At 67.1% G+C, this 25,223-nt stretch carries 22 protein-coding genes; 14 read left to right on the forward strand and 8 right to left on the reverse strand.

Annotated features, from left to right (window positions below; translation table 11 throughout):
- Positions 1-214: 214 nt before the first annotated feature.
- From ASC87_RS12725 to ASC87_RS12740, 4 genes are all read right to left on the reverse strand, one after another.
- Positions 215-1,666 (reverse strand): pectate lyase, encoded by a 1,452-nt coding sequence (locus tag ASC87_RS12725; RefSeq protein WP_157604013.1) that lies wholly within the window; start codon positions 1,664-1,666, stop codon positions 215-217.
- On the reverse strand, positions 1,647-2,141 hold the full coding sequence (locus ASC87_RS33200; RefSeq protein WP_056661960.1) for a hypothetical protein: 495 nt from the start codon (positions 2,139-2,141) through the stop codon (positions 1,647-1,649). Before ASC87_RS33200 ends, ASC87_RS12725 begins: the two co-directional genes overlap by 20 nt.
- A 67-nt stretch (positions 2,142-2,208) precedes the next feature.
- A complete protein-coding gene (sctT, locus tag ASC87_RS33205) occupies positions 2,209-3,039 on the reverse strand; it encodes a type III secretion system export apparatus subunit SctT (protein WP_056661963.1) in 831 nt (276 codons plus the stop codon).
- Positions 3,040-3,041: 2 nt separating this feature from the next.
- Positions 3,042-3,569, reverse strand: a complete 528-nt coding sequence (locus ASC87_RS12740; protein ID WP_056661966.1) for a hypothetical protein — start codon at positions 3,567-3,569, stop codon at positions 3,042-3,044.
- Positions 3,570-3,824: 255 nt separating this feature from the next.
- On the opposite strand from ASC87_RS12740, the gene sctU reads away from it, so the two are divergent.
- The 8 genes from sctU to ASC87_RS12780 all read left to right on the forward strand — a co-directional run bounded on the left by sctU (position 3,825) and on the right by ASC87_RS12780 (position 11,207).
- A complete protein-coding gene (gene sctU, locus ASC87_RS12745) occupies positions 3,825-4,877 on the forward strand; it encodes a type III secretion system export apparatus subunit SctU (protein ID WP_056661968.1) in 1,053 nt (350 codons plus the stop codon).
- A gap of 56 nt (positions 4,878-4,933) precedes the next feature.
- Entirely contained in the window at positions 4,934-6,976 is a 2,043-nt protein-coding gene (gene sctV / locus ASC87_RS12750) for a type III secretion system export apparatus subunit SctV (protein WP_235582159.1), read from the forward strand.
- Positions 6,977-7,140: 164 nt separating this feature from the next.
- Complete coding sequence (locus ASC87_RS12755) at positions 7,141-7,731, forward strand: type III secretion HpaP family protein (RefSeq protein ID WP_157604014.1); 591 nt, start codon at positions 7,141-7,143, stop codon at positions 7,729-7,731.
- Positions 7,732-7,828: 97 nt separating this feature from the next.
- Positions 7,829-8,758 (forward strand): FliM/FliN family flagellar motor switch protein, encoded by a 930-nt coding sequence (locus ASC87_RS12760; RefSeq protein ID WP_056661977.1) that lies wholly within the window; start codon positions 7,829-7,831, stop codon positions 8,756-8,758.
- 2 nt (positions 8,759-8,760) lie between these two features.
- On the forward strand, positions 8,761-9,423 hold the full coding sequence (gene sctR, locus ASC87_RS12765) for a type III secretion system export apparatus subunit SctR (RefSeq protein WP_056661980.1): 663 nt from the start codon (positions 8,761-8,763) through the stop codon (positions 9,421-9,423).
- Between the two features lie 22 nt (positions 9,424-9,445).
- Positions 9,446-9,712: a type III secretion system export apparatus subunit SctS gene (gene sctS, locus ASC87_RS12770; RefSeq protein ID WP_056661983.1), complete on the forward strand. Its 267-nt coding sequence runs from the start codon at positions 9,446-9,448 to the stop codon at positions 9,710-9,712.
- The gene (locus tag ASC87_RS12775; RefSeq protein WP_157604015.1) at positions 9,649-10,755 is read left to right on the forward strand and encodes a hypothetical protein; all 1,107 of its coding nucleotides are present in this window, start codon (positions 9,649-9,651) and stop codon (positions 10,753-10,755) included. The genes sctS and ASC87_RS12775 overlap by 64 nt, the downstream gene beginning before the upstream one ends.
- Positions 10,752-11,207 carry a hypothetical protein gene (locus tag ASC87_RS12780; protein WP_056661989.1) on the forward strand — a complete coding sequence of 152 codons (456 nt, stop codon included), beginning with the start codon at positions 10,752-10,754 and terminating at the stop codon, positions 11,205-11,207. Before ASC87_RS12775 ends, ASC87_RS12780 begins: the two co-directional genes overlap by 4 nt.
- Before the next feature lie 48 nt (positions 11,208-11,255).
- Here ASC87_RS12780 and ASC87_RS12785 read toward each other — a convergent pair whose 3' ends face one another.
- From ASC87_RS12785 to ASC87_RS12795, 3 genes are all read right to left on the reverse strand, one after another.
- Positions 11,256-13,622 (reverse strand): TonB-dependent receptor domain-containing protein, encoded by a 2,367-nt coding sequence (locus ASC87_RS12785; protein ID WP_162255156.1) that lies wholly within the window; start codon positions 13,620-13,622, stop codon positions 11,256-11,258.
- Positions 13,623-13,709: 87 nt separating this feature from the next.
- Positions 13,710-16,175 (reverse strand): TonB-dependent receptor domain-containing protein, encoded by a 2,466-nt coding sequence (locus tag ASC87_RS12790; protein WP_157604016.1) that lies wholly within the window; start codon positions 16,173-16,175, stop codon positions 13,710-13,712.
- Between the two features lie 150 nt (positions 16,176-16,325).
- Positions 16,326-18,701, reverse strand: a complete 2,376-nt coding sequence (locus tag ASC87_RS12795) for a TonB-dependent receptor domain-containing protein (RefSeq protein ID WP_056661998.1) — start codon at positions 18,699-18,701, stop codon at positions 16,326-16,328.
- A gap of 394 nt (positions 18,702-19,095) precedes the next feature.
- On the opposite strand from ASC87_RS12795, the gene ASC87_RS12800 reads away from it, so the two are divergent.
- The 3 genes from ASC87_RS12800 to ASC87_RS12810 all read left to right on the forward strand — a co-directional run bounded on the left by ASC87_RS12800 (position 19,096) and on the right by ASC87_RS12810 (position 22,051).
- Entirely contained in the window at positions 19,096-20,721 is a 1,626-nt protein-coding gene (locus tag ASC87_RS12800) for a HAMP domain-containing sensor histidine kinase (RefSeq protein WP_056662002.1), read from the forward strand.
- Complete coding sequence (locus tag ASC87_RS12805; RefSeq protein ID WP_056662004.1) at positions 20,718-21,401, forward strand: response regulator transcription factor; 684 nt, start codon at positions 20,718-20,720, stop codon at positions 21,399-21,401. The genes ASC87_RS12800 and ASC87_RS12805 overlap by 4 nt, the downstream gene beginning before the upstream one ends.
- A gap of 164 nt (positions 21,402-21,565) precedes the next feature.
- Entirely contained in the window at positions 21,566-22,051 is a 486-nt protein-coding gene (locus ASC87_RS12810) for an SgcJ/EcaC family oxidoreductase (protein ID WP_056662007.1), read from the forward strand.
- A gap of 71 nt (positions 22,052-22,122) precedes the next feature.
- On the opposite strand, the gene ASC87_RS12815 is transcribed toward ASC87_RS12810, so the two are convergent.
- Positions 22,123-22,887 carry a DeoR/GlpR family DNA-binding transcription regulator gene (locus tag ASC87_RS12815; protein ID WP_056662009.1) on the reverse strand — a complete coding sequence of 255 codons (765 nt, stop codon included), beginning with the start codon at positions 22,885-22,887 and terminating at the stop codon, positions 22,123-22,125.
- Positions 22,888-22,967: 80 nt separating this feature from the next.
- On the opposite strand from ASC87_RS12815, the gene ASC87_RS12820 reads away from it, so the two are divergent.
- The 3 genes from ASC87_RS12820 (at position 22,968) to ASC87_RS12830 (ending at position 25,217) form a co-directional block, all read left to right on the forward strand.
- Positions 22,968-23,555 carry an NUDIX domain-containing protein gene (locus ASC87_RS12820; RefSeq protein ID WP_056662090.1) on the forward strand — a complete coding sequence of 196 codons (588 nt, stop codon included), beginning with the start codon at positions 22,968-22,970 and terminating at the stop codon, positions 23,553-23,555.
- A gap of 74 nt (positions 23,556-23,629) precedes the next feature.
- Complete coding sequence (locus tag ASC87_RS12825) at positions 23,630-24,430, forward strand: DUF2007 domain-containing protein (RefSeq protein ID WP_056662012.1); 801 nt, start codon at positions 23,630-23,632, stop codon at positions 24,428-24,430.
- A gap of 52 nt (positions 24,431-24,482) precedes the next feature.
- Positions 24,483-25,217, forward strand: a complete 735-nt coding sequence (locus tag ASC87_RS12830) for an AAA family ATPase (protein WP_056662017.1) — start codon at positions 24,483-24,485, stop codon at positions 25,215-25,217.
- Positions 25,218-25,223 lie beyond the last annotated feature (6 nt).

Raw genomic sequence — 25,223 nt, forward strand, 5'->3', positions numbered from 1 at the left:
GCGAGCCGTTCGGCCAGCATCGGCGGCTTGGGTTTCAGGGGGAAGGACGGCGAGAAGAATCCCGGCGAAATGGCACGGGAGAAGCGCCGACGACCGGTCACCCCGCGAGGGACGATCCGGTCGTCGCAGAACCGCAGGACGATGCGGCCGCAGGGCAAGGTCCGCCCGGGCCGCAACCGGGGAACGGCGCCATCCCTGGTGCCCGAGCGGAAGGTCAGTCGAGATACCCGACCTTCTTGCCGCCGACGACCTCCATCGCCTTCGGACCGCGGGCGTCGTAGTTGACGTTGTCGAGGTTCACATTGTTCAGGGTGATCTTGGCGTTCGGGCTGTCGGTGCGGAACAACTCGTCACCATTCTTGTAGTTCGAGTTCTTGATCGACACATCCAGCGCGAAGGTCGTGCCCCCGTTCTGCGCCACGCCGCGCCCGAAGTTCTCGGCCGTGAATCCCTCGATGGACAAGGATCCGCCGGCATTGACCTGGAAGATCTTGTCGTGCGCATTGAAGGCACCGCCACCGATGACCTTCACGTCACCGGCCCCCTTCTTCGTCATCGCATCCTCGCCCACGTCGCGCCACCAGACGTCCTTGAGCGTGGCGTCCCCCATCACGTGCACGCCGTCAGCCCCCGAGAGCTGGACGTTCGTGAGCTTCGCGCCAGGCTCCAGGATGAAGACCGGCTTCTGCGTTTCGCTCGTGCCGCCATCGCCCAGCGCAGGACCGGCCTTGAAGTGCATGCCCTTGCCGTCGAACTCCTTGCCGGCCTTGACGACGATGGTCTCGTTGACGACCGTCTCGCCCTTCATCGGTGGCAGCTTGCCCGCCTTGATCGGACCGGTCTCGTTGCCCACGCCATCGGGCACGCTCGGTGCCGGCGACGGCGCCGTCGTGGGTTTGGCCGTCTCCGGCGCGGGACTGTTGGGGTTCGGCTTGTTGCCGGTCGGCTGGGTACTGGTCGGCTGGGTGCCGGTCGGCTGCGTGCTGTTCGGTGACGTGTTCTCTTCGTCCGAATCGTCCTTCTTGCCGAGGAACTTCGAGAGCAACGCCTCGACCAGTTGCTTGATGAGATCGGCGATCTGGGACATACCGCCCTGCTGACCCTTGGTGCCCTCCGTGCCTTCCGTGCCTTCCGTGCCTTCCGTGCCTTCCGTGCCTTCCGCACCCTTGCCACCAGCCAGCTCTTCCAGCTTGCTGGTATCCCCCGTCAGCAGCGCTTCGACGAGTTGCTTGACCAGCGCCTTCAGATCCTCTTCCGACAGACCTTTGCCCTTGCCGCCGCCAGCGCCTTCCGTCGGTTTCGTCTCCTCCTGCTTGCCCACACCACCCGACAACAGCGCCTGGACCAGTTGCTTGGCGATCTCCGCGATCATCTGTTGCATCGGATCCTTGCCACCGGCCTCTCCGGTCTCTCCCGTATTGCCGGTCTCACCGGTCTCACCGGTCTCGCCCAGCTTGTCGAGCTTGCTGGTATCGCCCGACAGCACGGCTTCGAGCAGTTGCTTGAGGATCTCGCCGACCAACTGCTGCGACAGGCCGCCTGCCTCACCGCTGCCGCCGGTCTTTCCGCCGCCGGCGGTCTTGCCCATTTCGTCGAGCTTGCCCGCGTCCCCCGACATCAGGGCCTCCACAAACAGCTTGGCGATTTCACCGATGAGCTGTTGCATCATGTCTTCGGAACCGCCACCCTTCTCTCGCGAAATCCTGCGACGCCGATTTGGACCCGCCGCCCTCCGTGCCCATCTCGTCGAGCGTGTCCTGACCGTCCGGGGACAGCATGTCGGCCAGTTGYTCGGCCAGGCCGCTCGCCTTGCTGTCCTCACCACCCTTGCCCATCAGCTGGCTGATCAGCTTGAGCAATTGGAGGAACTGCTGGAGGATGCCCTCGATGCCGTTGCCACCCTTGCCCTTGCTCTTGCCGGCACCCTCGGCGCCGCCCGCACATTCAGTGCCCTGCGGTTCATCCACCTTGTTCTGGCCATTCTTCTCCTGCGAGATGGCCTCCTTGATCTGCTGCATCACGGCCATCACGAGCAGCGCCACCAGTTGCTGCTGCAACTGCGACTGATCCGTGGCTTGCCCGACCCGATCGTTGTTGATTGGCGGACGGACGGTGTGGTTGTGACTGATCTTGGTCGACATGATGGGATTCGAATGAAGTGGTAGAGAAAGAAGAGGAAGAGGAAGAGGAATGAAGCTTGGCCAGGCGTCAGTGGCCTTGCGCGCTCTTGGCCATGCGCTCGAAGCGAGCGGCCAAGGGCTTCAGCGACAGTTCCGGACGCACTTGCGAGAAAAACACGGCAATGAGCACCACGAGCATCAACATCGCCGTGGCACCCTTGATCGGCTGGCCCAGGCTGTTGGGTTCTAGCTTCTCGGCCGCCTTGCCCAGCAGGCCGATGCCCAGGTCGATCAGGACCAGTGTCACTAGCACCGGCCCCGCAATCTTCAGCGTGGTTTCAGCCAGGCTGGTGACCTCGCCGGGGAGGAACCGTTCCATCAGTTGCAACCAGTCCGGCATCGTGCCCAGCAACGGCCACCACTGGAATGAATCGAACAGCAGCCCCACGAAAACCATCATGCCGCCCAGCATGTAGAAGCCGCTGATCGCCAGCTGCGCCAGCAGGTTGCCCACCGGCGTGCTCTGCTGGCCGGTGAGCGGGTTGGTCTGCTGCACGTTGTTGAACCCGGCCTGGTTGTCGATGAGCATGCCCACCCCTTCGGCAATCCAGAAGATCGTCGACATGGCAAAGCCGATCAGCATCCCGACCATGGCTTCCTTGAGCACCATCGACATCAGTTGCATGACGTTCAGGTTCGCGGCCAGATCCACCGGCTGTCCATACGCAACGAACACCCCGAAGGAAACGGCCATTCCGTTGCGCACCGCGCCGGTGATCAGTTGGTCGTTGGTGGCAGGCAGCACCAGCATCGCGGCGTAAATGCGAACGGTGCACACCGCCACCAGCGCCAGCAGGGCCTTGGCGTTCAGGGCGAGTTCGTAGAGCGCTGCGGCTCCATCGTTCATCTGGAAGTCCATCGTCAAGCTCCTGCCTCGGCGCACCGGGCGGCGGCAGTCGCCCGGGAGCGGGCCAGCATGCGCGCCACCGCGGTTTCCTCGGCCTCTTCGTCCTGGCTGTCTTCCTGGGCGCGCTCGCGATCGGCGATGGCATCCTGCAGGCGCTGCTCGGTACGCTCGAGTTGTTCCTTGCCGCGCTTGAGGGCCGAATCGCATTCGGCGACGTGTTGCTGCGCCGCCTCGACCCGGCCCTCCGCCCGCTGGGTTTCCTTGACGGCTTCGGTGGTGCGCTGCGCCGCCTCGGCCAGCAACAACTGCAGCGTGACCACGTCGCTGCCGTGAAAGCCGTGGGACTGCGCGGTGGTGAACGCCAGGTTGTCACGCACGCCATGCTCGGCATCGCGCTGCGCCGTTTCCTGCGCACGAACCTCCTCGAGCGCCTCGCGCGCCTGCTGAAGGCTCAGCTTGCTTTCACGAAGTGCTTCCTCGTACTGCTCGACCCGCCGCGCTTTCAGGCGCACGAGGGTGCGCAGGCCTTTGATCACGCTCATCTGCGCTCCATGCGGTTGCTGCCCGGACGAAGGCCTGTCCGAAACTCCTGCGCAGCCTAAAGCGCCACGGCCGCAGGGCCGCCCCCTCGACGCGAAGTTCCGTGCGACCCCGCGAAGCCACCCGCGCCGCCCGACCACTTCGCGCTACGGGGTACGCACTTCGCATGGACGCGATGGTGGTCGCCGGTTCGCCACTAGATTGCGGCAAGGCCCGAACAGTGCCGTGAACCAGGCCATCCACAAGGGGCGTGACCGATGTCCGAGAAAACCGAAGAGCCAACAGACCAGAAGCTGGAGAAGGCACGCAAGAAGGGCGAAAGCCCGAAGAGCCAGGACATCGTCGCGGCGATGGTGCTGATCGTCTCGCTGCTGGTGCTGACAGGCGCCGGCGAATCGATGAACGATCGCGTGTCGAACGTGGTGACGCTGGCACTGCGCCGCGGCATGCAGGCCAGCACCAACCAGGAGGTGTACGCGGTGGTGACCGAGATGGTGATGAACGGCATGTACGCCGCACTGCCGCTGGTATGCGCCACCGTACTGGTGGCCGTGCTAGCGCTGTTCGCCCAGATCGGCCTGAACATCACGTTCGAGCCCATCACACCCAAGTTCGACAAGCTGAACCCGGCTTCCGGTCTGAAGAAGATCTTCTCGGTTCGCTCGCTGATCGAACTGGCGAAGTCGATCGTCAAGGCCGTGGCGCTCGGCTGCGTGATCTGGTCCCTCGTGAGCGGGTTGATCCCGTTGCTGGTGGGTTCGGCCTACCTCACGCCGCACGGCACCGGCATGGTGGCCTGGCACGCCATGCTCAAGTTGCTCGCGGGCGCCTGCGTGGTTTTCGTCGTCGTGGGCCCGGTCGACTTCGGTTTGCAGCGATGGCAGTTCATGCGCGACCAGCGCATGAGCAAGGACGACATCAAGCGGGAACACAAGGAAAGCGAAGGTGACCCGCACCTCAAGGGACACCTCAAGTCCATGCAGCAGGAAATGGTCATGAACGCGCCGGAGAAACGGGTGCCGGGTGCCACGGTGGTGGTCACCAATCCGACGCACTACGCCGTGGCGCTGCGTTACAACGAGGCCGAATCGCCGGTCCCGGTGATCGTGGCCAAGGGCATGGACGAAGCCGCCGCCGTCATCCGCGAACTGGCCAAGACGCACCGGGTTCCCATCATCGGCAACCCGCCACTCGCCCGGGCACTGCACAAGCTGCCGCTCGACCAGCCGATCCCCGAGGAACTCTTCGACGCGGTGGCGGTAGTGCTGCGCTGGGTCGGGGAACTCGATCAACTCGGCGGCAAGCACTGACCCCCCCTGCCCTCCGTCGACATTCACCCAAACGGGCCTCCATCATGAAATTCCGAATGAATCCCTCGCTCGCCAACGACGTGACGATGGCGTTCTTCATCGTCGGCGTGATCGCGTTGATGATCCTGCCGCTGCCCACGCCGTTGATCGACGCGCTGCTGGCGGTGAACCTGAGCATCAGCGTGCTGCTGCTGATGACGACGCTGTTCATTCCGGACGCGGTCTCGCTGTCGACGTTTCCCTCGCTGCTCCTGTTCACCACGCTGTTCCGGCTCGCGCTGAACATCGCGTCGACCAAGGCGATCTTGCTGCACGCCGACGCCGGCCACCTGATCGAGAGCTTCGGACAGCTCGTCGTCGGCGGCAACCTGGTCGTGGGCATCGTGGTGTTCATGGTGATCACGATCGTGCAGTTCATCGTGATCGCCAAGGGCTCGGAACGCGTGGCCGAAGTGGGAGCGCGCTTCACCCTGGACGCGCTGCCCGGCAAGCAGATGAGCATCGACGCCGACCTGCGTGCAGGCCTGCTGACGGCCGACGAGGCCAAGCGCAAGCGCGCACACCTGGCCATGGAGAGCCAGATGCACGGGGGCATGGACGGCGCGATGAAGTTCGTCAAGGGCGACTCCATCGCGGGCCTGATCATCACGCTCGTCAACATCCTCGCCGGCATCGTGGTGGGCGTGATGTACCACGGCATGACAGCCGGCGAGGCCGCCAACCGGTTCGCGGTGCTGTCCATCGGCGACGCCATGGTGTCGCAGATCCCCGCGCTCTTCATCTGCATGGCCGCGGGCATCATCACCACGCGCGTTGCCGACGAGCAGAAGAAGACGCCGACCTCGCTGGGCCAGGACATGGGCGAGCAACTGACGCGCAATCCGCGCGCCATGTACCTGGCGGCCGGACTGACACTGGGCTTCGCCGCGGTGCCGGGTTTTCCGGCCGTGCCCTTCGCCTTGCTCGCCGCGCTGCTCGCCGGCGGAGGCCACATGCTGGCGAAGCGCCGGGCGACCGGCGGCGGCTCCTCGCTGTCCAAGCCGCTGCCCGCGCTGCTGCGCGAAGGCAGCAAGGGCGATGCACCGTCGATCCTGCAGAAACCACCGGAAGCGGCCAAGCCGCTGTCGATCCGCCTGTCGTCGGAGCTCGGTGCCCTCGTCCACGCAGACCGGCTGAACGGCGCACTGGACAAGGAGCGGCAGGTACTGCAGGCCAAGCTGGGCTTGCCCTTCCCCGGCGCGGCCATGTGGGTCACGAGCGATCTCCAGGGCCTGCGCTACGAGGTTCTCATCAACGACGTGCCGGCGGCCGAACCCGTGCTCCCCGGCCGCCTGCTGATGCTCACGGATCCCGCATCGCCGCTCGCCGCCGGCGCGCAGCGCCACGGACCGGCACTGGGTTCCACCGAGTCGCTCTGGGTGCCGCCTGAAGCGGTGCCTGAACCCAAGCGCGACGGCGTGTGCCTGGATGTGGAACAAGTGATCGCCCGCGAAGTGTTCAACGTGCTCCAGCGCCACGCGCACTTGTTCATGGGCGTGCAAGAGGTGCAGTGGGTGATCGAACGCACCACGGTGGACTACCCGGGCCTGGTCGCCGAGGTCCAGAAGATCATGCCATTGCAGCGCATGGCCGAGGTGCTGCGGCGCCTGCTGGAAGAGCAAGTGCCGATCCGGAACATCCGCAGCATCTTCGAAAGCCTGATCACGTGGGGACCGAAGGAGAAGGACCTGCTCCTGCTCACGGAATACGTGCGCTCCGACCTCGGGCGCTTCCTCGCGTACGAGGCCTCCGGGGGCCAGCGCCACCTGTCGGCGATCCTGCTGGACCCTGCCATCGAGCAGGCCATCCGCGGCTGCATCAAGCCCACGCCCGCCGGCAACTACCTGGCCATGTCGCCGGAAGACGCCCGCGACCTCACTGGCCGCATCGCCAAGGTGGCGGGCGAGAAGAACCAGGCAGGCGTCGCGCTCGTCACCTCGATGGACATCCGCCGCTACGTCAAGAAGATGATCGAGGGCCGGCTCGAATGGCTGCGCGTCTACTCGTTCCAGGAATTGGGCAGCCAGATTGAACTGCGGCCGATCGGCCGGGTCTCGTGAACGGGCCCCGTCGCCTCGATCGACCGGGCGACCGCGGACCGCAGGTCCGCACGCCCGACCGCCCCGCCAACCAGGGCCTCGGCGCCCACGACCGGTTCCGGCGCAACCTCGGCCTGCCACGCACCGAACCGTCACCTCGAGAGGCCCCGGCGGGCGAGGCGCTCATGGAGGTCCTCGCCGCGATGCCCGTCCCGGCGTTCAATCCCACCTTGCCATGGAACGACCTGCTGTCGCAGGACGATGCCCCCACGAGGGACTCGGCCTCGGAGGAGCCGGCCGAGCCGCCGGACGATTCACAGCCTCCCGAAGCGGGGTCCGACGACCTCCCGCCGCCGTCGATCCCGATCCCGCTTCCGGCCAGGTTTTTCACGGTCCCGGCCCCGCCGGCGGGCGAACCGGCGCACGATCGCGACCGCGACCAGGAAACGGCCCGGGGCGGCATCGGCGCCGTGAGCGCGATCAAGCGGGCCGACGGCACACCGGCCTGGCTGCTGGAGGCCGCCCGGCAGGTCGAATGGTTGTGTGCGAGAGCCGATCCGGCGTTCCAGACGTGGTCGGTCACGGTGCCCATGGACCCGAAGGTTCTGCCCGACAGCGAACTGGCGCTCAGCCTTTCGCCTTATGCGATGACGCTTCGGTTCCGAACCGTCTCGGAGCACTCGGCAACCCTAATCTCACGTCATCGCAGCCAGTTGCAGGCCCTGCTCGAGCAACTGCCTTCCATGCCGCACAACATCGACATCGATCTGGAGTGACACCGTGAATCGCGCGGCCCCTACAACAGCAAAGTCTCCGGAGCCCGTTGCGGCCCGGCTGGACACCCTGAGCCCCGCACAGGGACGGTTGGCGCGCATGGCCTTCGACCGCCGCTTCCCGGTCTGGATCGACGCCTTGCTCGGCGCCTCTGGCACCCGCATCGCATACGGCGAGCAACCTGCGGGCGTGGCGATCACCCTGACCAACGACCAGGGCCTGCTCGAGTTGTGTGGGGACGCCGCGGCATGGCCCGCGCTGGAGATGGTGGCCCGCCTGTCCGACCAGGCGCTGGTCCGTGGCGTCGCCGAAGCGATCCTGGCGGCGCCGTTGTCGGCACTCGACAAGGCGATACCGGGCCTGTCGGTGCAACGCCTGGGCATGCGCTCGCCCGGCGGCCGCCACATCGAACTGCGCCACGGCGATGTCCGCGTGGGGCTGACCTCCCTGGACGAAGGCATGGCCAGCCACCTGGCGCACACGATGCGGCGTGCCGTCAGGGCCAACCCGGGGCACTTTCGCCGGCTGCGCATCCCCGCCAGCCTGAGCCTGTTCGTGCGCGACCTGACCCTCGCCAACCTGAATTCACTCGCACCGGGCGACATCGTCGTCGCGGGCGAATCGCACGCGGGTGCCAAGCACCTGCGTTCCCGTTTGTCGTTTGGATTGGGAATCACCATGCAAGCCACCACGACGGTCGACATCGACGCCTCGACTGCCACGCTGACCGAACAACCCCGCCTCATCGAAGACGACACCGACGCCGCGCAGCCCGCCCTGGACGGCATCGCCGACCTCAGCGTCCCCGTCGCGTTCGAGATCGACTCGGCCCGGGTGAGCCTCGATGAACTGGCCGCCTTCGGCGAAGGTTCCGTGATCGAACTCGACGTGCCGGTGCGCGAGGCGACCGTCCGTCTCGTCTGCTTCGGCCAGGTGGTGGGTACGGGACAACTGGTGGTCGTGGGCGAGCGCCTCGGTGTCCGCATCGGCCGCATGGGCCTGCGCCCGGCCGGCGGACGGGGAGCCTGATCATGCTGGGGACCTCCGGCCTCGATCCCATCTCGCTGTTCCTCGGCCTGGTCACCTTGGCCGTGCTGCCGTTCGCAGCGATGGTGGTCACGTCCTACACCAAGGTGGTGGTGGTGCTCGGCCTGCTGCGAAACGCGCTGGGGGTGCAGCAGGTGCCGCCCAACATGGTGCTCAACGGCATCGCGATCATCATCTCGGTGTACGTCATGGCGCCGGTCGTGATGGAAGCGACCGAGCGCATGCAGACCTCGCCCCTGAGCACCGAGGCATCGACCGCGCAGCAGATGCTGGCGGCCGCTGGTGCTGCACGCGAACCGTTCCGCCAGTTCCTCATCAAGCATGCGCAACCCGCCGAAAAAGCCTTCTTCGTGAAGTCTGCCCAGGCGATCTGGCCGCCCGAGCGCTCCAAGAGCCTGCACCAGGATGACCTGATGGTGCTCGCGCCCGCCTTCTTGCTGACCGAGCTGACGGAGGCGTTTCGCATCGGGTTCCTGCTCTACCTCGCTTTCGTGATCGTGGACCTCGTGATCGCCAACGTGCTGCTGGCGATGGGGTTGTCCCAGGTCTCCCCGACCACCATCGCGGTTCCGTTCAAGTTGCTGCTGTTTGTCGTGCTCGATGGCTGGTCGCAGGTGATGCACGGCCTGGTGCTGACCTACCGATGATCTGACGCAGGGAAACGGCCCCATGACTTCTTACGACGCTGTTCTTCAACTGGCTTCCGAGGCGCTGATGCTCTGCCTCTTGCTGTCGCTGCCGGCCGTGGCGGTCTCGGCCATCGTGGGCCTGCTGGTCTCGCTCGTCCAGGCCGTGACGTCACTGCAGGATTCCGCCATCTCGCAGGGCGTGAAACTGCTGTGCGTGACTCTCACCGTGGCAATGACCGCCCCTTGGGTGGGCAGCAGCGTGTTGCGCTTCTCGGAACGCCTGATCGCGGCGATGTTCGCATCATGACCCAGGATTTCAAGGCACAGCAAGCGCGCCAGATGCTTCGGCGCCGCACCCAGCACGCGAATGAACTCGCGCGTGCGCAGCAGGCGGACAACGCTGCCAACGGCGCCCAGCAGGGCAAGTTCGGCGACTATGTCTTCAAGGCGATTCAACGCCCGAACGCATCGCCGCTGAACCGCACGACCCAGCTCCCCGGCCAGCGGCCCGCAGGCTCGGCCGACGCCAACGAGAAAGAGGTGCCCGAAGAGCCCGGTGGCGAAGCCGAATCCGCCAAGGACAAGAACAATCCGAACGGCCCCAATGTGGCGGCGGTCGACCCCGACCGGGAACGCCGGCGCCAGCCTGAACACCGGGGAGACGCCGACGGCGGATCCCACGGCGGCTCCGGCCAGCAGAGTGGCAGCGGCACGGGTGGGGGAAGCGGCGACAACGCCGGCAACGGCGGCGGTTCGGGCACAGGGTCCGGCCATGGCGGCGGTGGCTCTGGTAGTAGCGGCGGCGGCTCCCCTGGCGGCGGCGGCAGCGGCAGCAGCGGCGGTGGGCGTGGTGATGGTGGCAGTGGCAATCGGCAGGCCCCGGCCGGCATGTTGCGTTCGCCCTCCGGTCCGCTGGCCATGCGTTCGGCATCGGCGACGTTGTCCAGCGTGAAGCCCCTGCTCAAGCTGGTGGTCGAGGCCGGCACGCCGCAAGACCGGCAGCAAGCGCTGGCCCATGCGCTGGCGGTGCTCAACAGCTACCGCACCGAACCCGGCGAACCGAGCGTGGAGGCCCTGCAGCTTGAGATCATGGCCGTCTACCTCGAAGCCACGCAAAACCCCGAGGTCCCGATCACGCGCGCCGAGGTGAAGGAAATCCTGACGCGCCAGGACTCGATCTCCAGCACTGAACAGAGATCCGATCCGAAGCTCCGCAACCGCAATGCACTGATGCCGTTGAAACTGCTGATTAGCGACCTGCCGCGCACCGACGCACAGCGCGCGATGGCCGTCGACCGCATGCGCGGCGGGCACCATTGGCTCGGCCCCACCCCAGGCAACACCCCATGAGTCACGAACAATTCCAAGGCCTCGTCACTGCCCTGTGCGAAACGATCGATCTGCCGGACCCGCAATCGGTGCTCGACCGTGGATGGGTCGAGGTCGAGGGCTTCGAGGTCCTGCTCTCGCACTACGAGCAGGATCCGGCGGCGATGTACCTCAACTTCCACTTCGGCATCGTCACGGCAGGCCGCACCCTGACGGTGTTCCGCCTCCTGCTCGAGGCGAACCTCACGGTCTATGCGCAGGACCAGGCCCAGCTGGGGGTCAACCCGGAGACCGGTGGCATCATCCTCATCGTGCGCGTGCCGATGACACCGGAGATCGATGGTGCCTGGCTGGCCGAGACCATGGGGCACTACACCGAGCACGGCCGCCACTGGAACGACAACATCCTGGCATCCAACGATGACGCGTTCAATGGCATCTGCGCCGGGGACTACTTCTGGCTCAAGGTGTGAGAGACCGGTGCCGCGGGCGCTCGCGGCACCGATGCCGTCGCGCTCCCGTCACTCGCCCACGGTCAGCGTGACACCGAGGCTTCGTCCGGGCTGCAATGGCACATACGTCTGCGAAGCAAACGTCCCGTAGAGCTTGCGGTCAAAGACGTTCTGGATGAACACGCCGAACGTCCACGAGCCGGTCTTGCGCGTCCAGGAAAGGTCCGTCCGCGCGCCGCCCGGCAGCCGCATCGGCGCCGAGAGGCCTTCCGCATCCGGCGCGGTGGCCCAGATCGGGGAGAAGGCGCGGAACGCGAGGCCCACGCTCGATGCCGGCGCCACGGTTTCGGGCAGGTGATAGCGCGCCAGCAGGTTGAGGGTCCGGGATGAAATGCCAACCCCCGGGACGGAAGACAGCTGTGTCGCGGGTACCGTGACGCCGGTGGCCACGTCCCGCACACGAACGAGGGCCAGCCCGAGATTCATTTCCAGGGCCGGAACCACGTGGCCGTTCATCTCGATTTCAAGACCGCGCACGTCGCGCCCCGGGTGCTCGAAGAGTCCGCCCCACTCGGCGGAAGATGCCCGCACGTTCAAGAGCTGCAAGCGGAAGGCCTCCAGCGTCAACGCCAACCGGTCATCGAGCAAGTCGAACTTCACGCCGGCCTGCACTTGGCGCATCCGCGTTTCGTGCGCCTCGCTGCCATCGAAGAGCAGGACGGGTTCGTTCGACCCGGCGTTCCAGGCCACCGTCGATTGCCAGCCGCCATAGACCGCGGTGAACGGAGTCAACTGATAGGCGAGGCCCGCATCCCAGTTCAATGCCTTGGGCCAGGAGGTGGTCGAGTCCTCGGCCTCGCCAGCGACGACTCGCTCCGACTGGCGGCTCTGCTGCACCTTGACCCCGGCACCCCAGTTCCCCCAGGAAAGCTGGTCCTGGAGCAGCAGGCCACGGCGCAAGGCATGACGCTCCGCGCCGGGTTTCAGCGCCAGGCCATCCCAGATGGGCATCTCGGGCAGCACCGTCAGGCCGGGCTGGAAGGTCGCGGGATCGATCCGCCAGGTCGCGGTACCGTATCGCTCCGCGGATCGCGAGCGCCCCACGTCGACCGCCAGCAACAACTGATGCTTCACGGCGCCCGTGGCCACGTCGCCGATCACCCCGGTCTGCAGACCGGAGAACCTGCTCGACTCGCGTCGCAGCGACAGCAACACCATGGACCCGGACGCGAACGAATGCCTGCGTGTGTCACGACGCACGGTTTCCCGCCTCACCTTCAGCAAGGTGCGCCACTTGGGCGCAAAGGACCACGACAGGTCCAGCTCGATGTCCCCGGCGTTCGACCGCGTCCAGTCATCGCTCGACACGGCAGAGACCTCGTCGCCGAGCCCTGTGGCATGGAGTGTGTCGGGCGACAGGAAAACGCGGCTTGTCGCCGCCGGCACATCGCGGCGCCGGTCGCCCTGCACGGTCAGCGTGGCCTGGAGATCGCGCCCGCGATAGCTCACCGTGCCGAGCAAGCCGCGGCTGTGTTGCCCGTCGTAGCCGCCCTCGGTGTGTCCCGACCGGGTTCCATGTCCGACCAGGCGCCAATGCGTCTCGGGGGCGAGTGGTGCGCCGAGGTCGAAACTCGAGCGCAGCGTGCCGTTGTCGCGGGAGGACAGACCGAGCGCCACGGTGTTGCGATGATCGGGGCCGGCCTGCTTGCGGATCAGGTTGATCGTGCCGCCACGGCCCCAGCTGTCGGCGGCACCACCGATCACACCGCTGGGCCCCTTGAGCACCTCGATGCGCTCCAGGGTTTCGCTGTCGAGCGGCAGTTCGTCGCGGAGCGTGCGCATGCCGGATATCAGGTACAGGGCCGGAAAGCCCCGGATCGTCAACGACGGCATCATGTCAGACGTGACATCGTGGATCTCTCCCGTCACGCCCGGGATGTAGATCAACCCGTCGGTACTCGTTTGCGCATTCTGCAAGTCCAGGGCCTCTCGTGTCACGACAGACACCGACTGCGGCAACCTCGACAACACCGTCTCCGTACGCGTCGCCGTCGAGGCGCTCACCGCCAGCAGCCCGGTGTCGGGCGGGTCGTCGGCCGACGCACTCACCTGCACGGTCGGCAAGGTCGCGGACTCACCCGTCGCAGACAGCGACGGCTCCCGCACCGTCACCGTGCCGTCCGTCTTGATGTCGATCGACAGGTCGGTGTCGTGCAAGGCCCGCTCGAGCGCCTCCCGGAGCGAGAGGCGCCCCTGGATCGGTCCGGCCGAGCGCGTGCTGACCAACTCCGGCTTGAACGACACGATCACCCCGCCAAGCCGTCCGATCTCGATCAGTGCGGTGCTCAAGAGCCCGGCCGGGACATCGAACTCCAGCTCGCGCGGCGCAACTGCGGCTTGCGACGCAGGCAGGCACAGCAAGACCATCGCGGCCATGGCGATCGCGGCAGCCGCCGATCGCGAGGTCAGTGTTCGGGTGCGCATGTCCTGGTGGTTTCCAGCTCTCGGACAGTGCGCACGCCGTCAACTCGCGAAGGCCAGGGTGACGCCGAAACTGCGTCCGGGCTGCAACGGAATGAACCCTTGCGTCGAGTAGGTTCCGTAGAGCTTGCGGTCAAAGAGGTTCTGTACCGCCAGGCCGAGCGCCCAGGATCCGGACTTGCGTGTCCAGGACAGGTCTGTCCGGGCGCCACCTGGCAGGCGCAACGGCGACGCCGTGCCCTCCGCATTCGGGGCGACGGACCGGAGCGAGGAGAAGGCGTGCAGCGCAAGGCCCACGGAGGATGCCGGCAGCATGGTTTCGGGCAGGCGATAGCGGGCCAGCAGGTTCACGGTACGGCTGGGAATGCCGGCCTGGCGGGTCGGCACGAGGGTGCCGTTGGCCGCGTCCCGTGCATGCGTGAGTGCCAGCCCGAAACTCACCTCGAGCTGTGTGAGCACATGGCCCTTCATCTCGACTTCAAGACCGCGCACATCGCGTCCCGCGTGCTCGAAGTAGCCGCCCAGATCGTGCGAATAGTCCACGGCGTCCAGTTGCTGCAAGCGGAATGCCTCCAGCGTCAGCGCCAGGCGATCCCCGAGCAGGTCGAACTTCACGCCGGCCTGGACCTGGCGCATCTTCGGGATGCTCGGCGCGGTGCCATCGAACAGCGGCATCGGATGGGCAGACCAGTAGTCCCACGCCACGGCCGATTGCCAACCGCCATAGACCGCCGTGAACGGGGTGAGCTGATAGGCCAGGCCCGCATCCCAGTTCAAGGCCTTCGGCCAGGTGAATGTCGCCCCGTCGCTCGAGATCTCCTCGCGTGCCGACACGCGGCTCTGCTGCATGGCCAGCCGCGCGCTCCAGTCGCCCCAGGAGAGCTGGTCCTGGAGCAACAGGCCACGGCGCAGGACACGCGTCACGCACAAGGGTTGCAGCGCAAAGCGGTCCCCCTCGTCGGGCACGTCGGACAGCGCCGTCTGCCCGGGTTGGAACGTGGCCGGATCGAGGGCCCAGGTCGCGGATCCCTGGCTCATGGCGGTCCGCGAGCGCTCCACGTCGACGGCCAGCATCAACTGGTGCGCCACGGGCCCCGTGGCCACATCGCCGATCACCCCGGCCTGCAGACCGGACGAACGGATCGAAGTGTGCTGCAGCGACAGGGCCGCCGCCGGGGCGGTCTCGTCCTCCGTGAACACATGCCGGCGCACGTCACCGCGAATGCCTTCCCGTCGCACCTTCAAAGTGGAACGCCATTTGGGTGAGAAGCGCCACGCCAGGTCCAGCTCGATGTCCCCGGCATCCGACAGCGTCCGGTCCTCGCTCGACAGGACATGCGCCTCGCCGCCAACCCCGACGGGTGCTCCTGTCTCGGGCGACAGGAACACCCGGCTTGCCCCCGAAGGCACATCGCGCCGCCGGTCGCCGTGCACGGTCAGCGTGGCCTGCAGATCACGCCCGCGATGGCTCACCGTGCCGAGCAAGCCGCGGCTGTGTGGCCCGTCGTAGCCGCCCTCGGTGTGGCCCGACCGGGTTCCATACCCGATCAGCCGCCAATGCGTGTCGAGGTCGAGCGGCGCGCCGAGGTCGAAACTCGAGCGCAGCGTACCGTTGTCGCGGGAGGACAGGCCGAGCGCCACGGTGTTGAGATGATCGGGCCCGGCCCGCTTGCGGACCAGGTTGATCGTCCCTCCCCGGCCTCCGAATTCGGCACTGCCGCCGACCACGCCGCTGGGGCCCTTGAGAATCTCGATGCGCTCCAGGGTCTCGGTGTCGAACGGCCGGTCGTTGCGGTACGTGCGCATGCCGGACAGCAGGTGCTGGGCAGGAAAGCCCCGGATCGCCAACTTCGGCATCATGGCGGCGGAGGTCTCGCGGATCTGCGCCGTCACCCCCGGAACGTTGAGCAGCGCTTCGGTATTCGTCTGCGCGTTCTGCAGGTCCAGCGCGTCTCGCGTCACGACGGACACCGCCAGCGGCAATCTCGACAACGCGGTCTCCGTGCGTGTCGGCGTCGTCACGCTCGCCGCCAGGAACCCGGCGTCCGACTCGGCCTCGGGCTCGTGCGAAGCGCGCACCACCACGGCGGACAGGGCGCCCCCGTCGACCGGTGCCCGCTCACCGGTTGTCACCGGCCCCGCCTCCCCCCTTGCCGATGGCGGCGGCGCAAGCACCGTCACCGCGCCGTCCGGCTTGATGTCCGCCGACAGATTGGTGTTGCGCAAGGCCTGTATGAGCACGTCCTGGAGCGAGAAACGCCCCTGGATCGAACGGGCCGAACGCGTGCTGACCAGCTCCGGCCTGAACGACACGATCACGCCGCTGCGCCGCCCGATCTCGATCAGCGTGGCACTCAAGTACCCGGCAGGGATGTCGAAGTCCAGTTCGTGCTGCGGCACGGCCGCTTGCGACGCAGGCAGGTGCAGCAAGGCCATCGCCGCGGCGATCCCTGCAGTTGTCCATCGGAAAGCTGGTAGTCGGGCTCGCATGTCGTTGTTGTTGTTCATGGCGAGAGGGCAACGCACTCCCGCGAAGTTCCCGGCCGGAGTGTCCGACAAGATGGCCCGTCCCTGGGACCTGGAAGCGGCAAGAGTTGCGGAATACTGAAACAAAATCTTACCGATCCCACCCCTCACCACAGTCGTCGTCTCGTTGCCTCACCCCCCGAAGGCCAGGAAGACGCCGACACTGCGTCCGGGCTGCAACGGCATGTACCCCTCGGTGGAAAGCGTGCCATAGAGCTTGCGATCAAAGAGGTTCTGGACGGTCGCGCCGAACGTCCACGAGCCGGTCCGGCGCGTCCATGACAGGTCCGTCCGGGCGCCTCCCGGCAACCGCAACGGCACCACCAGGCCTTCCGCATCCGGCGCGATGGCCCAGATCGAGGAAAAGGCGCGGAACGTGAGGCCCACACTCGATCCCGGCGCCAGGGCTTCTGGCAGGTGATAGCGGGCCATCACGTTGAAGGACCGGGCCGGAACACCGGTAGCCGGGATGGTGGACAGTTGTGTCGCGGGCACGAGAATACCGGTGACCGTATCGCGTGCACGCATCAAGGCCAGCCCGAGACTCATCTCGAGGTCCGGAGCCGCCCACCCCTTCATCTCGATTTCAAGTCCGCGCACCTCGCGTCCCGGGTGCGTGAAGAATCCGGACATCTCGCCGGAATAGGTTGCCTGGTTCAACTGCTGCAGGCGGAAGGCCTCCAGCGTCAGCGCCAGGCGATCATCGAGCAGGTCGAACTTCATGCCGGCCTGCACTTGGCGCATCCGCGGCAAGGGCGCCACGCTGCCGTCGGAGCGCTCCCGTGAACCCGCGGCCCAATAGTCGCTCGCCACGGCCGATTGCCAACCGCCATAGACCGATGCGAACGGGTTCAACTGGTAGGCCAGGCCCACATCCCAGTTCAAGGCCGTGGGCCACGTGTACCAGGTGTCCTCGGAACCAAAGACCACCACGCGTTCCGACATGCGGCTCTGCTGCACGGCCAGCCTCGCACGCCAGTCCCCCAGGGCGAGCTGATCCTGGAGCAGCAGGCCACGGCGCGAGACACGGCTTGCTGCCAAGGGTTTCATTGCAACAAGATCGCCAGCGTCGGGCGTTCCGGACAGCCGCGTCTGCCCTGGTTCGAACGTTGAATCGACATTCCAGGAAGCATATCCATCGTCCCAGAGCGATCGGGAGCGCTCCACATCGACCGCCAGCAACAACTGGTGCTTCACGGGGCCCGTGGCCACATCGCCGGTCACCCCGGTCTGCAGGCCGGAGAATCGGCCCGACGCACGCTGCAGGTTCATGATCACCGACCGGGACGGATCGTAGGGCCAGTACACGTGCCGGCGCACGTCAAGGCGCACTGTTTCCCGCCGCACCTTCAGCAAGGTGCGCCACTTGGGCGCAAAAGACCACGACAGGTCCAGCTCGATGTCCCCGGCGGTCGACAGCGTCCTGTCTCCGCTCGACACGCCCAGGACCTCGCCGCCGACCCCCACGGCATCGTTCGTATCGGGAGTCCGCAAGATGCGGCTCGACGGGGCCGGCACGTCGCGCCGGCGGTCGCCCTGCACGGTCAGCGTGGCCTGGAGTTCACGCCCGCGATGGCTCACCGTGCCGAGCAAGCCGCGGCTGTGCTGTGCGTCGTAGCCACCCTCGGTGTGTCCGGACCGGCTTCCATGCCCGACCAGGCGCCAATGCGTCTCGGGGGCGAGCGGCGCGCCGAGGTCGAAACTCGAGCGGAGCGTCCCGTTGTCGCGGGAGGACAGGGCGAGCGCCGCAGTGTCGCGATGACCGGGCCCGGCTTGCTTGCGGATCAGATTGATCGTCCCTCCCCGGCCTCCGAAGTCGCCACCGATCACGCCGCTGGGGCCCTTGAGAACCTCGATGCGCTCCAGCGTTTCGCTGTCGAGGGGCCATTCCGCCCGGATCGTGGTCATGCCGGAGACCAGGTGCAGGGCCGGAAAGCCCCGGATCAGCAACGACGGGTTCATGCCAAGGGAGACATCACCGATCTGCCCCGTCACCCCCGGAACGTGGAGCAGCGCCTCGGTGCTCGTCTGCACGTTGAGCAGGTCCAGCGCGTCTCGTGTCACGATGGACACCGCCTGCGGCAAACTCGACAACGCGGTCTCCGTGCGTGTCGCGGTCGAGGCGGCCACCGCCATCAGCCCGGTCTCGGGCGGCGCGTCGACCGACGCGTGCACCTGCACGGCCGGCAGGGTCGCGGACTCATCCGTCGCCGTCTCCGGTGGCGACGACGGCTGCACCGTCACCGTGCCGTCCGTCTTGATGTCAACCGACAGATCGGTGTCCAGCAAGGCCCGCTCGAGCACCTCCCGGAGCGAGAAACGCCCCTGGATCGGACCGGTCGACCGCGCGGCGACCAGCTCCGGCCTGAACGACACGATCACGCCGCTGCGCCGCCCGATCTCGATCAGCGTCGCACCCAGGTACCCGGCCGGGATGTCAAAGTCCAGTTCGTGTTGTGGAACCGCCGCTTGCGACATAGGCATGTGCAGCAAGACCATCGCGGCCATGGCAATCCTTGCAGTCGTCAGGCGAAGTGCTGGTGTTCGGGCCCGCATGTCATTGCTGTTCGTTGGCCAGGGCGGCCAACACAGTTCTCCTTCGAAATTCTTGGGGGCGAGTGTCGAACAAGACAGCCTGAACGTCGTGTCCAGAAGCGGCAAGATTCGAGGAATACTGAAACCAAAATTGAAGTTCGTACGGCACGACGAATCCTCGAAATCCGCCAACTGCCCGGCCTCAGCCTCTTGCGAGCGCGAAATGCCCCAAGGGGGTCCTTTACGTTTGCGAACCATTGACTTCAAGCCCATTTGCGACGATCGTGTGATGCTGGCGATTCGGGGCCCGCGGCCCTGCACGTCCCAGGACGCCAGGCCAGCGCCGGCGCTTCAGATAAAGTCACGCATGTTTCGCCTCCGGCTCTCACTCGCTTTCGCCGCGCTCGTCGCCTTGGTCTGTATCCAGGCAGCCTTCGTCTACGTGGGATCCAACCGGGTACACGGCTACACGCAGCACAGCCGGCTCGCCAGCGACATCCTGTCCGAGCTGCTCGATCTGTCGGCCAACAAGCAGCGCCTGCGTGTCTGGGCATCCCAGCAACTGATGAGCGCCGACGCGTCGGTTGAAGTGCGCGACCGCCTGCTGACGCAAATGCAGGCCAGCACGGAGATCCTCAAGGACCTGGCGGCGCGCGACCTCGACGTGTGGAACGAACTCGCCTCCCGGGACGGCACCGGGGTGCCGCCCGAAGTGCAGCAACTGGTGGACGTCGCAGCGCTGCTGGACGACAACATCGCCGCCGTCCAGTCCCGGCTGGTGCAACTGGCCCCGCTCGCGCGCAACGCCGAGTTCAGCTCGGTCTGGGAGGAGCTCAATCAGGTATTCGACACGGCGCGGGGCCGCGATCTGCGCGAACTCGTCAACGGGGCCATCGAGCGCCAGCGCCGGGCCGTTCCGATCGCACGCGCGGCCACCGAAGGCGGGCTGAAGGTGCTGCGCCAGCAAGCCGTGGGCATGGTGCTGGTCACGCTCGTCGCAGCCGTGGTGCTGGCCGTTCACCTGGGCCGGCAACTGCAACGGCCGCTCGACCGCCTGCTGGCCGGCATCCAGGCGCTGCAGGCGGGGACGCTGGGCCACCGCGTGGCCGCCGGCTCCCGGGACGAGTTCGATCGTGTCGCCGAACACTTCAACGCGATGGCCGCCGAACTGCAACAGCACCGCGGCGATGCGGACGCCGCGCGGCGCCGGCTCGAGGACGCCGTGCTGGCGCGAACCAGCGAACTGAGTTCGGCCCACGACGCGCTGCAGCGCATCGACGGGCGCCGCCGCCAACTCTTTGCCGACCTGAGCCACGAACTCCGCACACCCGCCACGGCCATCCGTGGCGAAGCCGAGATCGCGCTGCGTGGTGTCGACAAGCCGGTGGACGAATACAAGCAGACCTTGTCGCGCATCGTCGGCGGGGTGAAGCAGTTGGCCGGTGTCATCGACGACCTGTTGCTCATCGCCAAGGCCGAGGCGGAGCAATTGGCGATGCGATTCGACGTGGTGGACCTGCCGGCCCTGCTGGGCGACACGGCGGAGCAGGCCGAAGCGCTCGGCACGTTGCACGGCGTCAGCGTGCACCTCGAAGCACCGGCGGATGCCGCCGGGCGATCCATCACCGTGCACGCCGATGCCGACCGCTTGCGCCAGGCGGTGATGATCGCGCTCGACAACGCGGTGCGCTACTCCCGGCGTGGCGGTGCGGTGCGCCTCGGTTGGCAGGCCCAGCAGGACAACAAGGTCGACATCATGGTGGTGGACGACGGCATCGGCATCGACCCCGAGGACATGCCCCTGGTGTTCCAGCGCTTCGCGCGGGGCCGCCGGGCCCGCGCGCATCGGGCCGATGGCACCGGCATCGGCCTGTCGATCGCCCAGGCGATCGTCCGGGCGCATCACGGAGAGATCCACATCGAAAGCCCGCACCAAAGCGGCACCACGGTGCGCATCGAACTGCCCTGCCTTCGCCCGGAAAGCGCCACATGAACCTGCTGGTGGTGGAAGACGATCCGCGGGTCGCCGATTTCCTGATGCGCGGCCTGCGGGCCGAGGGCTATGGCGTGCAGCTCGCCCGCACCGGACCGCAGGGGCTGGAACTCACCCGCACCGGCGAACCGGACCTCCTGATCCTGGACCTGATGCTGCCCGGCCTGAACGGGTTGGAACTGTGCCAGACGCTGCGCGCCGAGGGTTGCCAGGTGCCCATGCTGATGCTCACGGCCATGAACAACATCGAGGACAAGGTGAACGGCCTGCGCCTGGGGGCCGACGACTACCTCACGAAGCCGTTCGCCTTCGAGGAACTGCTGGCGCGCATCGAGGCGCTGTTGCGCCGCGGCCGCGAACAGCGCCCGCGCGCCAGCAAGCTGCAGGTGGCGGACCTGCTGCTGGACCGTGAGCGCATGGAGGCCAGCCGGGCAGGCAAGCCGATCGCATTGACCGCCAAGGAACTCGCCTTCCTGGAGCTGCTGATGAGCGCGCCAGGACGCCTGTACAGCCGGGAACGGATCCTCTCGAACGTCTGGGGCACGAGCGAGGACCCGCTGACCAATGTGGTCGACGTCTATGTGCGCCGCCTGCGCGCGAAGATCGACGAAGGCCACCCTGTCGCGCTGCTCAAGACCGTGCGGGGGCTGGGCTACCGGCTCGACGCCGGCGAAGGCTGACTCCCGCGGCCTCCTCGTTCATCCTGCGTTCATCTTCCCGTCAGGCGTTCTTCACCGTCAGGCAAGGGCCCTGTTCACGGCCCCTTCGGAGAATGAGGTCATGCATCGCGCTGCGGTGCTGCACTACCAACCCGGTGCCATTCATTCTCTCTACGGACCACGTCATGAACATGCTTCGCACTGCACTCCTTCCCATCGCCACCGTGATCGCCGCCGGCCTGTCGGCCCCGGCCTTCGCACAGGCCCCGGCATCGGCCTCCTGCACGGCGGTCAGCGAACAACAAGTCGCCGCCCTGTTCGACCGCTGGAACGACTCCTTGCGCACGCTGAACCCGGACAAGGTCGTCGCCAACTATGCCAACGACGGCGTCTTGCTGGCCACCGTGTCGGACACGCCGCGCATGAACCCGGCGCAGATCCGCGACTACTTCGTGAAGTTCCTCAAGGGCGAGCCGCAAGGCAAGATCGACTCCCGCACGGTCAAGATCGGCTGCAACGTGGCGCAGGACATCGGCACGTACACCTTCAAGTTCAAGGACGGCAAGTCGGTGCACGCACGCTACACGTACGTCTATGAGTGGACGAACGGCAACTGGCTGATCGCGCACCACCACTCGTCGGCCATGCCGGAAGGCGGCAAGGGCAAGTAACCCGGCCGGCAGCACGAGGGCGGGCAAGAAACGCCCTGCCCGCCCTCGCAATGCCTCCTCGACGCGGCGCGTCAGGCGCCGCCCGCCAGCACCACGTCCAGACCCAGCTTCCGCCAGGCCGCCACCATGGCCTTCGGCGCCGCCGCCGGCACCACGAGCGTGGACGCCTCGGCGAGCGGAGCCACCACGTGGGCCGATGCCACGCCGAGCTTCTCCGACGACGCGAGCACCACCGTCTCCGCCGATGCGGCCATCAGCGCCCGCTTGATGCCGGCCTCCTCGGCGTCTCCGGTGCTGAGCCCGGCCCGGACATCCACGCCGGTCACCCCCAGGAAAAACGTGTCGGCGTGCACGCGGGCAATGCCCTCCATCGCCACCGACCCCACGTTGACGACCGAGTGCCTGAACAGGCGGCCGCCGATCATCACTACCTCGACGCCGGGATGGGCGACCAGCTCGATCGCAACCGACGGACTGTGGGTGACGACGGTGGCACGCAGGTCGGGCGCCAGCGCGCGCGCCAGCTGCACGGCCGTGGTGCCGCCGTCGATGAACACCACCTGGCCCGGCTTCACGAGGCGGGCCGCCGCCCGGCCGATGGCCGCCTTGTCGCCGGGCACCACCGACTGCCGTGCGGCGAAGTCCGCCAGCGCTGCCGACACGGGCAGCGCCCCGCCGTGCACCCGCTGCAGCAGGCCCTGGGCCGCCAGTTCCCGGAGGTCGCGGCGGATGGTGTCTTCGGAGACGGCGAGTTCGGCGCTGAGGTCCTTCGCCACGAGGCGGCCGTCGCGCTTCAGCACGGCGATGAGGTGTTGCTGGCGTTGGCGGGTGAGCATCGGCCGAGCTTATCAGTCCGGCAGGGTTGATTGCACGTTTGCCATTGTTTTTGCACGAATCTGCACGTATGCTGCCGCCCATGGACATCCACCAACGCCTGCGCATCCACGACGTCCGCGTCCTCTCCGACGACTGGTACGTCCTGAAGAAAACCCGCTTCGACTGGCAGCGCCGCGACGGCGCCTGGCAGACGATGAACCGCGAGACGTACGACCGAGGCAACGGCGCCGTGCTGCTGCCGTACCACCGTGCACGGCGCACCGTGGTGCTCACGCGGCAGTTCCGCTACCCCGCCTACGTCAACGGCCACCACGACCTGCTGATCGAGGCGCCCGCCGGCCTGCTCGACCAACAGTCCCCCGAGGTGCGCATCCGCGCCGAGGTGGAGGAAGAGACCGGCTACCGCCTGCACGAGGTGCACAAGGTGTTCGAGGCGTTCATGAGCCCCGGCTCGGTGACCGAGAAGCTGCACTTCTTCGTCGCCGAGGTGGCCGACCACATGCGGGTGGGTGCAGGCGGTGGCGTGCCCGGCGAAGGCGAGGACATCGAGGTGATCGAACCCGGCATCGGCGAGGCCCTCGCGATGGTGGCCGACGGCCGCATCGCCGACGGCAAGACCATCATGCTGCTGCAATACGCCGCGCTGCACCTGTTCGGCCCCCCATGAGCGTGTCAACAGCGCGCTACGAGGTGCCGGTCCTCGAGTGAGACGCGGCCTGCACCGTGTCACACTCGGTGCCCATGAGAACCGTCTTCGAGGCCGCCAATGCGGTCGAGGCGCACATGGTGCGCGACCTGCTGAAGCAGGAGGGCATCGTGGCCCACATCCATGGCGAGCACCTGCAAGGGGCCATGGGCGAGTTGCCGGCGGCCGGGCTCGTGCGCCTGGTGGTGGACGAAGCCGACTACCCGCGCGGCCGCGCCGTGATCGAACAGTGGGAAGCGGCCCAACCGCTGGACGCGCCGCTTCGCCCCGTGCCGGCGCGGTCGCGGCTGCTGATCGGCATCGGCATCGGGCTCGTGGGCGGCGCGGTGTTGTCGTGGACCTTCTTCCACTCCGCCGTGTCGGCCGGTGGCATCGACAACAACGGCGACGGCACGCCCGACGAGCGCTGGTTCTACACCGCGGCCGGCACCCCGCTGCGCAGCGAGACTGACCGCAACTTCGACGGCCGCGTCGACGTGGTCACCCGGTTCGATCGCAACGGTCTGCCCGAATCCGCCGAGACGGATGACAACTTCGACGGCGTGTTCGAGGGCCGTTTCACGTACCGCCGCGGCAACGTCGACACCAGCGAGATGGACACCGACGGTGACGGTTTCTTCGACCTGCGCACCCGCTTCGAGCACGGCGTGATGCAGGCCACCGAGTACCTCGACCCGGCCACCGGACGCCCCCTGCGCATCGAATACTTCCGCGCGGGCAAGCTGCTGCGTGCCGAGGTCGACACCGACAAAGACGGCGAACTCGACACCGAGCAGGAGTACGGGCCGCTCGCCGAACTGCGCAACGTGCGCCGGCTGCCGCCTCCTGCCCGTTGACTGGGCGCGGGGCACTGATAGAGTCTGGAGCCCATCGCCCGAGGACTTCTCCATGGCCCTGCCGGTCAAGCCCTACCTGCAGCACGTGTCACTCCATCCCGAGGCCGGCTTCGACCTCGACGCCTACCCGTACACGATCCCGGCCGTGCGTGAACTCGACCGCATCGACTTCCACCCCGACGTCACCTTCTTCGTGGGTGAAAACGGCGCGGGCAAATCCACCGTGCTGGAAGCCATCGCGCTCGCCCTGGGCCACTCGCCGGAAGGCGGCACCCGCAACATGCGGATCGCCACCACCGACTCGGTGTCCGACCTGCACGAGTCCCTTCGCCTGGCGCGCGGCTTCCGCCAACCGCGCGACCAATTCTTCCTGCGCGCCGAGAGCTTCTTCAACGTGGCCACCTACGTCGACGAGACGGGCTACCTCGGTGGGTACGACAACCGGTCGCTGCACGAGCGGTCGCACGGCGAAGCGTTCATGGCGCTGCTGACGCACAAGTTCCGCGGCCAGGGCCTGTACCTGCTCGACGAACCCGAGGCCGCGCTGTCGCCCAACCGCCAGCTGGCCGCACTGTCGGCCATCCACCAGCTGGTGCAGGACCAGTCGCAGTTCATCATCGCCACCCATTCGCCCATCCTGCTCTCCTACCCGAATGCCCGCATCCTGCTGTTCGACGGCACGGGCATCACGGAAGTGGCGTACGAAGAAACGGAACACTACGCCGTCACCCGCGACTTCCTGAACCATTACCCGCGCCGGCTCGAGCAACTGCTTGCCGACGACTGACGACCG

The sequence above is a fragment of the Rhizobacter sp. Root1221 genome (genome assembly GCF_001425785.1).
Classification (GTDB): domain Bacteria; phylum Pseudomonadota; class Gammaproteobacteria; order Burkholderiales; family Burkholderiaceae_C; genus Rhizobacter.

What these genes read in the sequence shown, in the direction of transcription:
- ASC87_RS12800 (WP_056662002.1), top strand. Translation starts at nt 19,096, where the DNA reads ATGTTTCGCCTCCGGCTCTCACTCGCTTTCGCCGCGCTCGTCGCCTTG.
- ASC87_RS12820 (WP_056662090.1), top strand. Translation starts at nt 22,968, where the DNA reads ATGGACATCCACCAACGCCTGCGCATCCACGACGTCCGCGTCCTCTCC.
- ASC87_RS12760 (WP_056661977.1), top strand. Translation starts at nt 7,829, where the DNA reads ATGGCCTTCGACCGCCGCTTCCCGGTCTGGATCGACGCCTTGCTCGGC.
- ASC87_RS12795 (WP_056661998.1), bottom strand. Translation starts at nt 18,701, where the DNA reads ATGGCCGCGATGGTCTTGCTGCACATGCCTATGTCGCAAGCGGCGGTT.
- sctR (WP_056661980.1), top strand. Translation starts at nt 8,761, where the DNA reads ATGCTGGGGACCTCCGGCCTCGATCCCATCTCGCTGTTCCTCGGCCTG.
- ASC87_RS12805 (WP_056662004.1), top strand. Translation starts at nt 20,718, where the DNA reads ATGAACCTGCTGGTGGTGGAAGACGATCCGCGGGTCGCCGATTTCCTG.
- ASC87_RS12785 (WP_162255156.1), bottom strand. Translation starts at nt 13,622, where the DNA reads ATGGCCGCGATGGTCTTGCTGTGCCTGCCTGCGTCGCAAGCCGCAGTT.
- sctS (WP_056661983.1), top strand. Translation starts at nt 9,446, where the DNA reads ATGACTTCTTACGACGCTGTTCTTCAACTGGCTTCCGAGGCGCTGATG.
- sctV (WP_235582159.1), top strand. Translation starts at nt 4,934, where the DNA reads ATGAATCCCTCGCTCGCCAACGACGTGACGATGGCGTTCTTCATCGTC.
- ASC87_RS12830 (WP_056662017.1), top strand. Translation starts at nt 24,483, where the DNA reads ATGGCCCTGCCGGTCAAGCCCTACCTGCAGCACGTGTCACTCCATCCC.
- ASC87_RS12725 (WP_157604013.1), bottom strand. Translation starts at nt 1,666, where the DNA reads ATGCAACAGCTCATCGGTGAAATCGCCAAGCTGTTTGTGGAGGCCCTG.
- ASC87_RS12740 (WP_056661966.1), bottom strand. Translation starts at nt 3,569, where the DNA reads ATGAGCGTGATCAAAGGCCTGCGCACCCTCGTGCGCCTGAAAGCGCGG.
- ASC87_RS12825 (WP_056662012.1), top strand. Translation starts at nt 23,630, where the DNA reads ATGAGAACCGTCTTCGAGGCCGCCAATGCGGTCGAGGCGCACATGGTG.
- ASC87_RS12810 (WP_056662007.1), top strand. Translation starts at nt 21,566, where the DNA reads ATGAACATGCTTCGCACTGCACTCCTTCCCATCGCCACCGTGATCGCC.
- ASC87_RS12790 (WP_157604016.1), bottom strand. Translation starts at nt 16,175, where the DNA reads ATGAACAACAACAACGACATGCGAGCCCGACTACCAGCTTTCCGATGG.
- sctU (WP_056661968.1), top strand. Translation starts at nt 3,825, where the DNA reads ATGTCCGAGAAAACCGAAGAGCCAACAGACCAGAAGCTGGAGAAGGCA.
- ASC87_RS12815 (WP_056662009.1), bottom strand. Translation starts at nt 22,887, where the DNA reads ATGCTCACCCGCCAACGCCAGCAACACCTCATCGCCGTGCTGAAGCGC.
- ASC87_RS12755 (WP_157604014.1), top strand. Translation starts at nt 7,141, where the DNA reads ATGGAGGTCCTCGCCGCGATGCCCGTCCCGGCGTTCAATCCCACCTTG.
- sctT (WP_056661963.1), bottom strand. Translation starts at nt 3,039, where the DNA reads ATGGACTTCCAGATGAACGATGGAGCCGCAGCGCTCTACGAACTCGCC.
- ASC87_RS12780 (WP_056661989.1), top strand. Translation starts at nt 10,752, where the DNA reads ATGAGTCACGAACAATTCCAAGGCCTCGTCACTGCCCTGTGCGAAACG.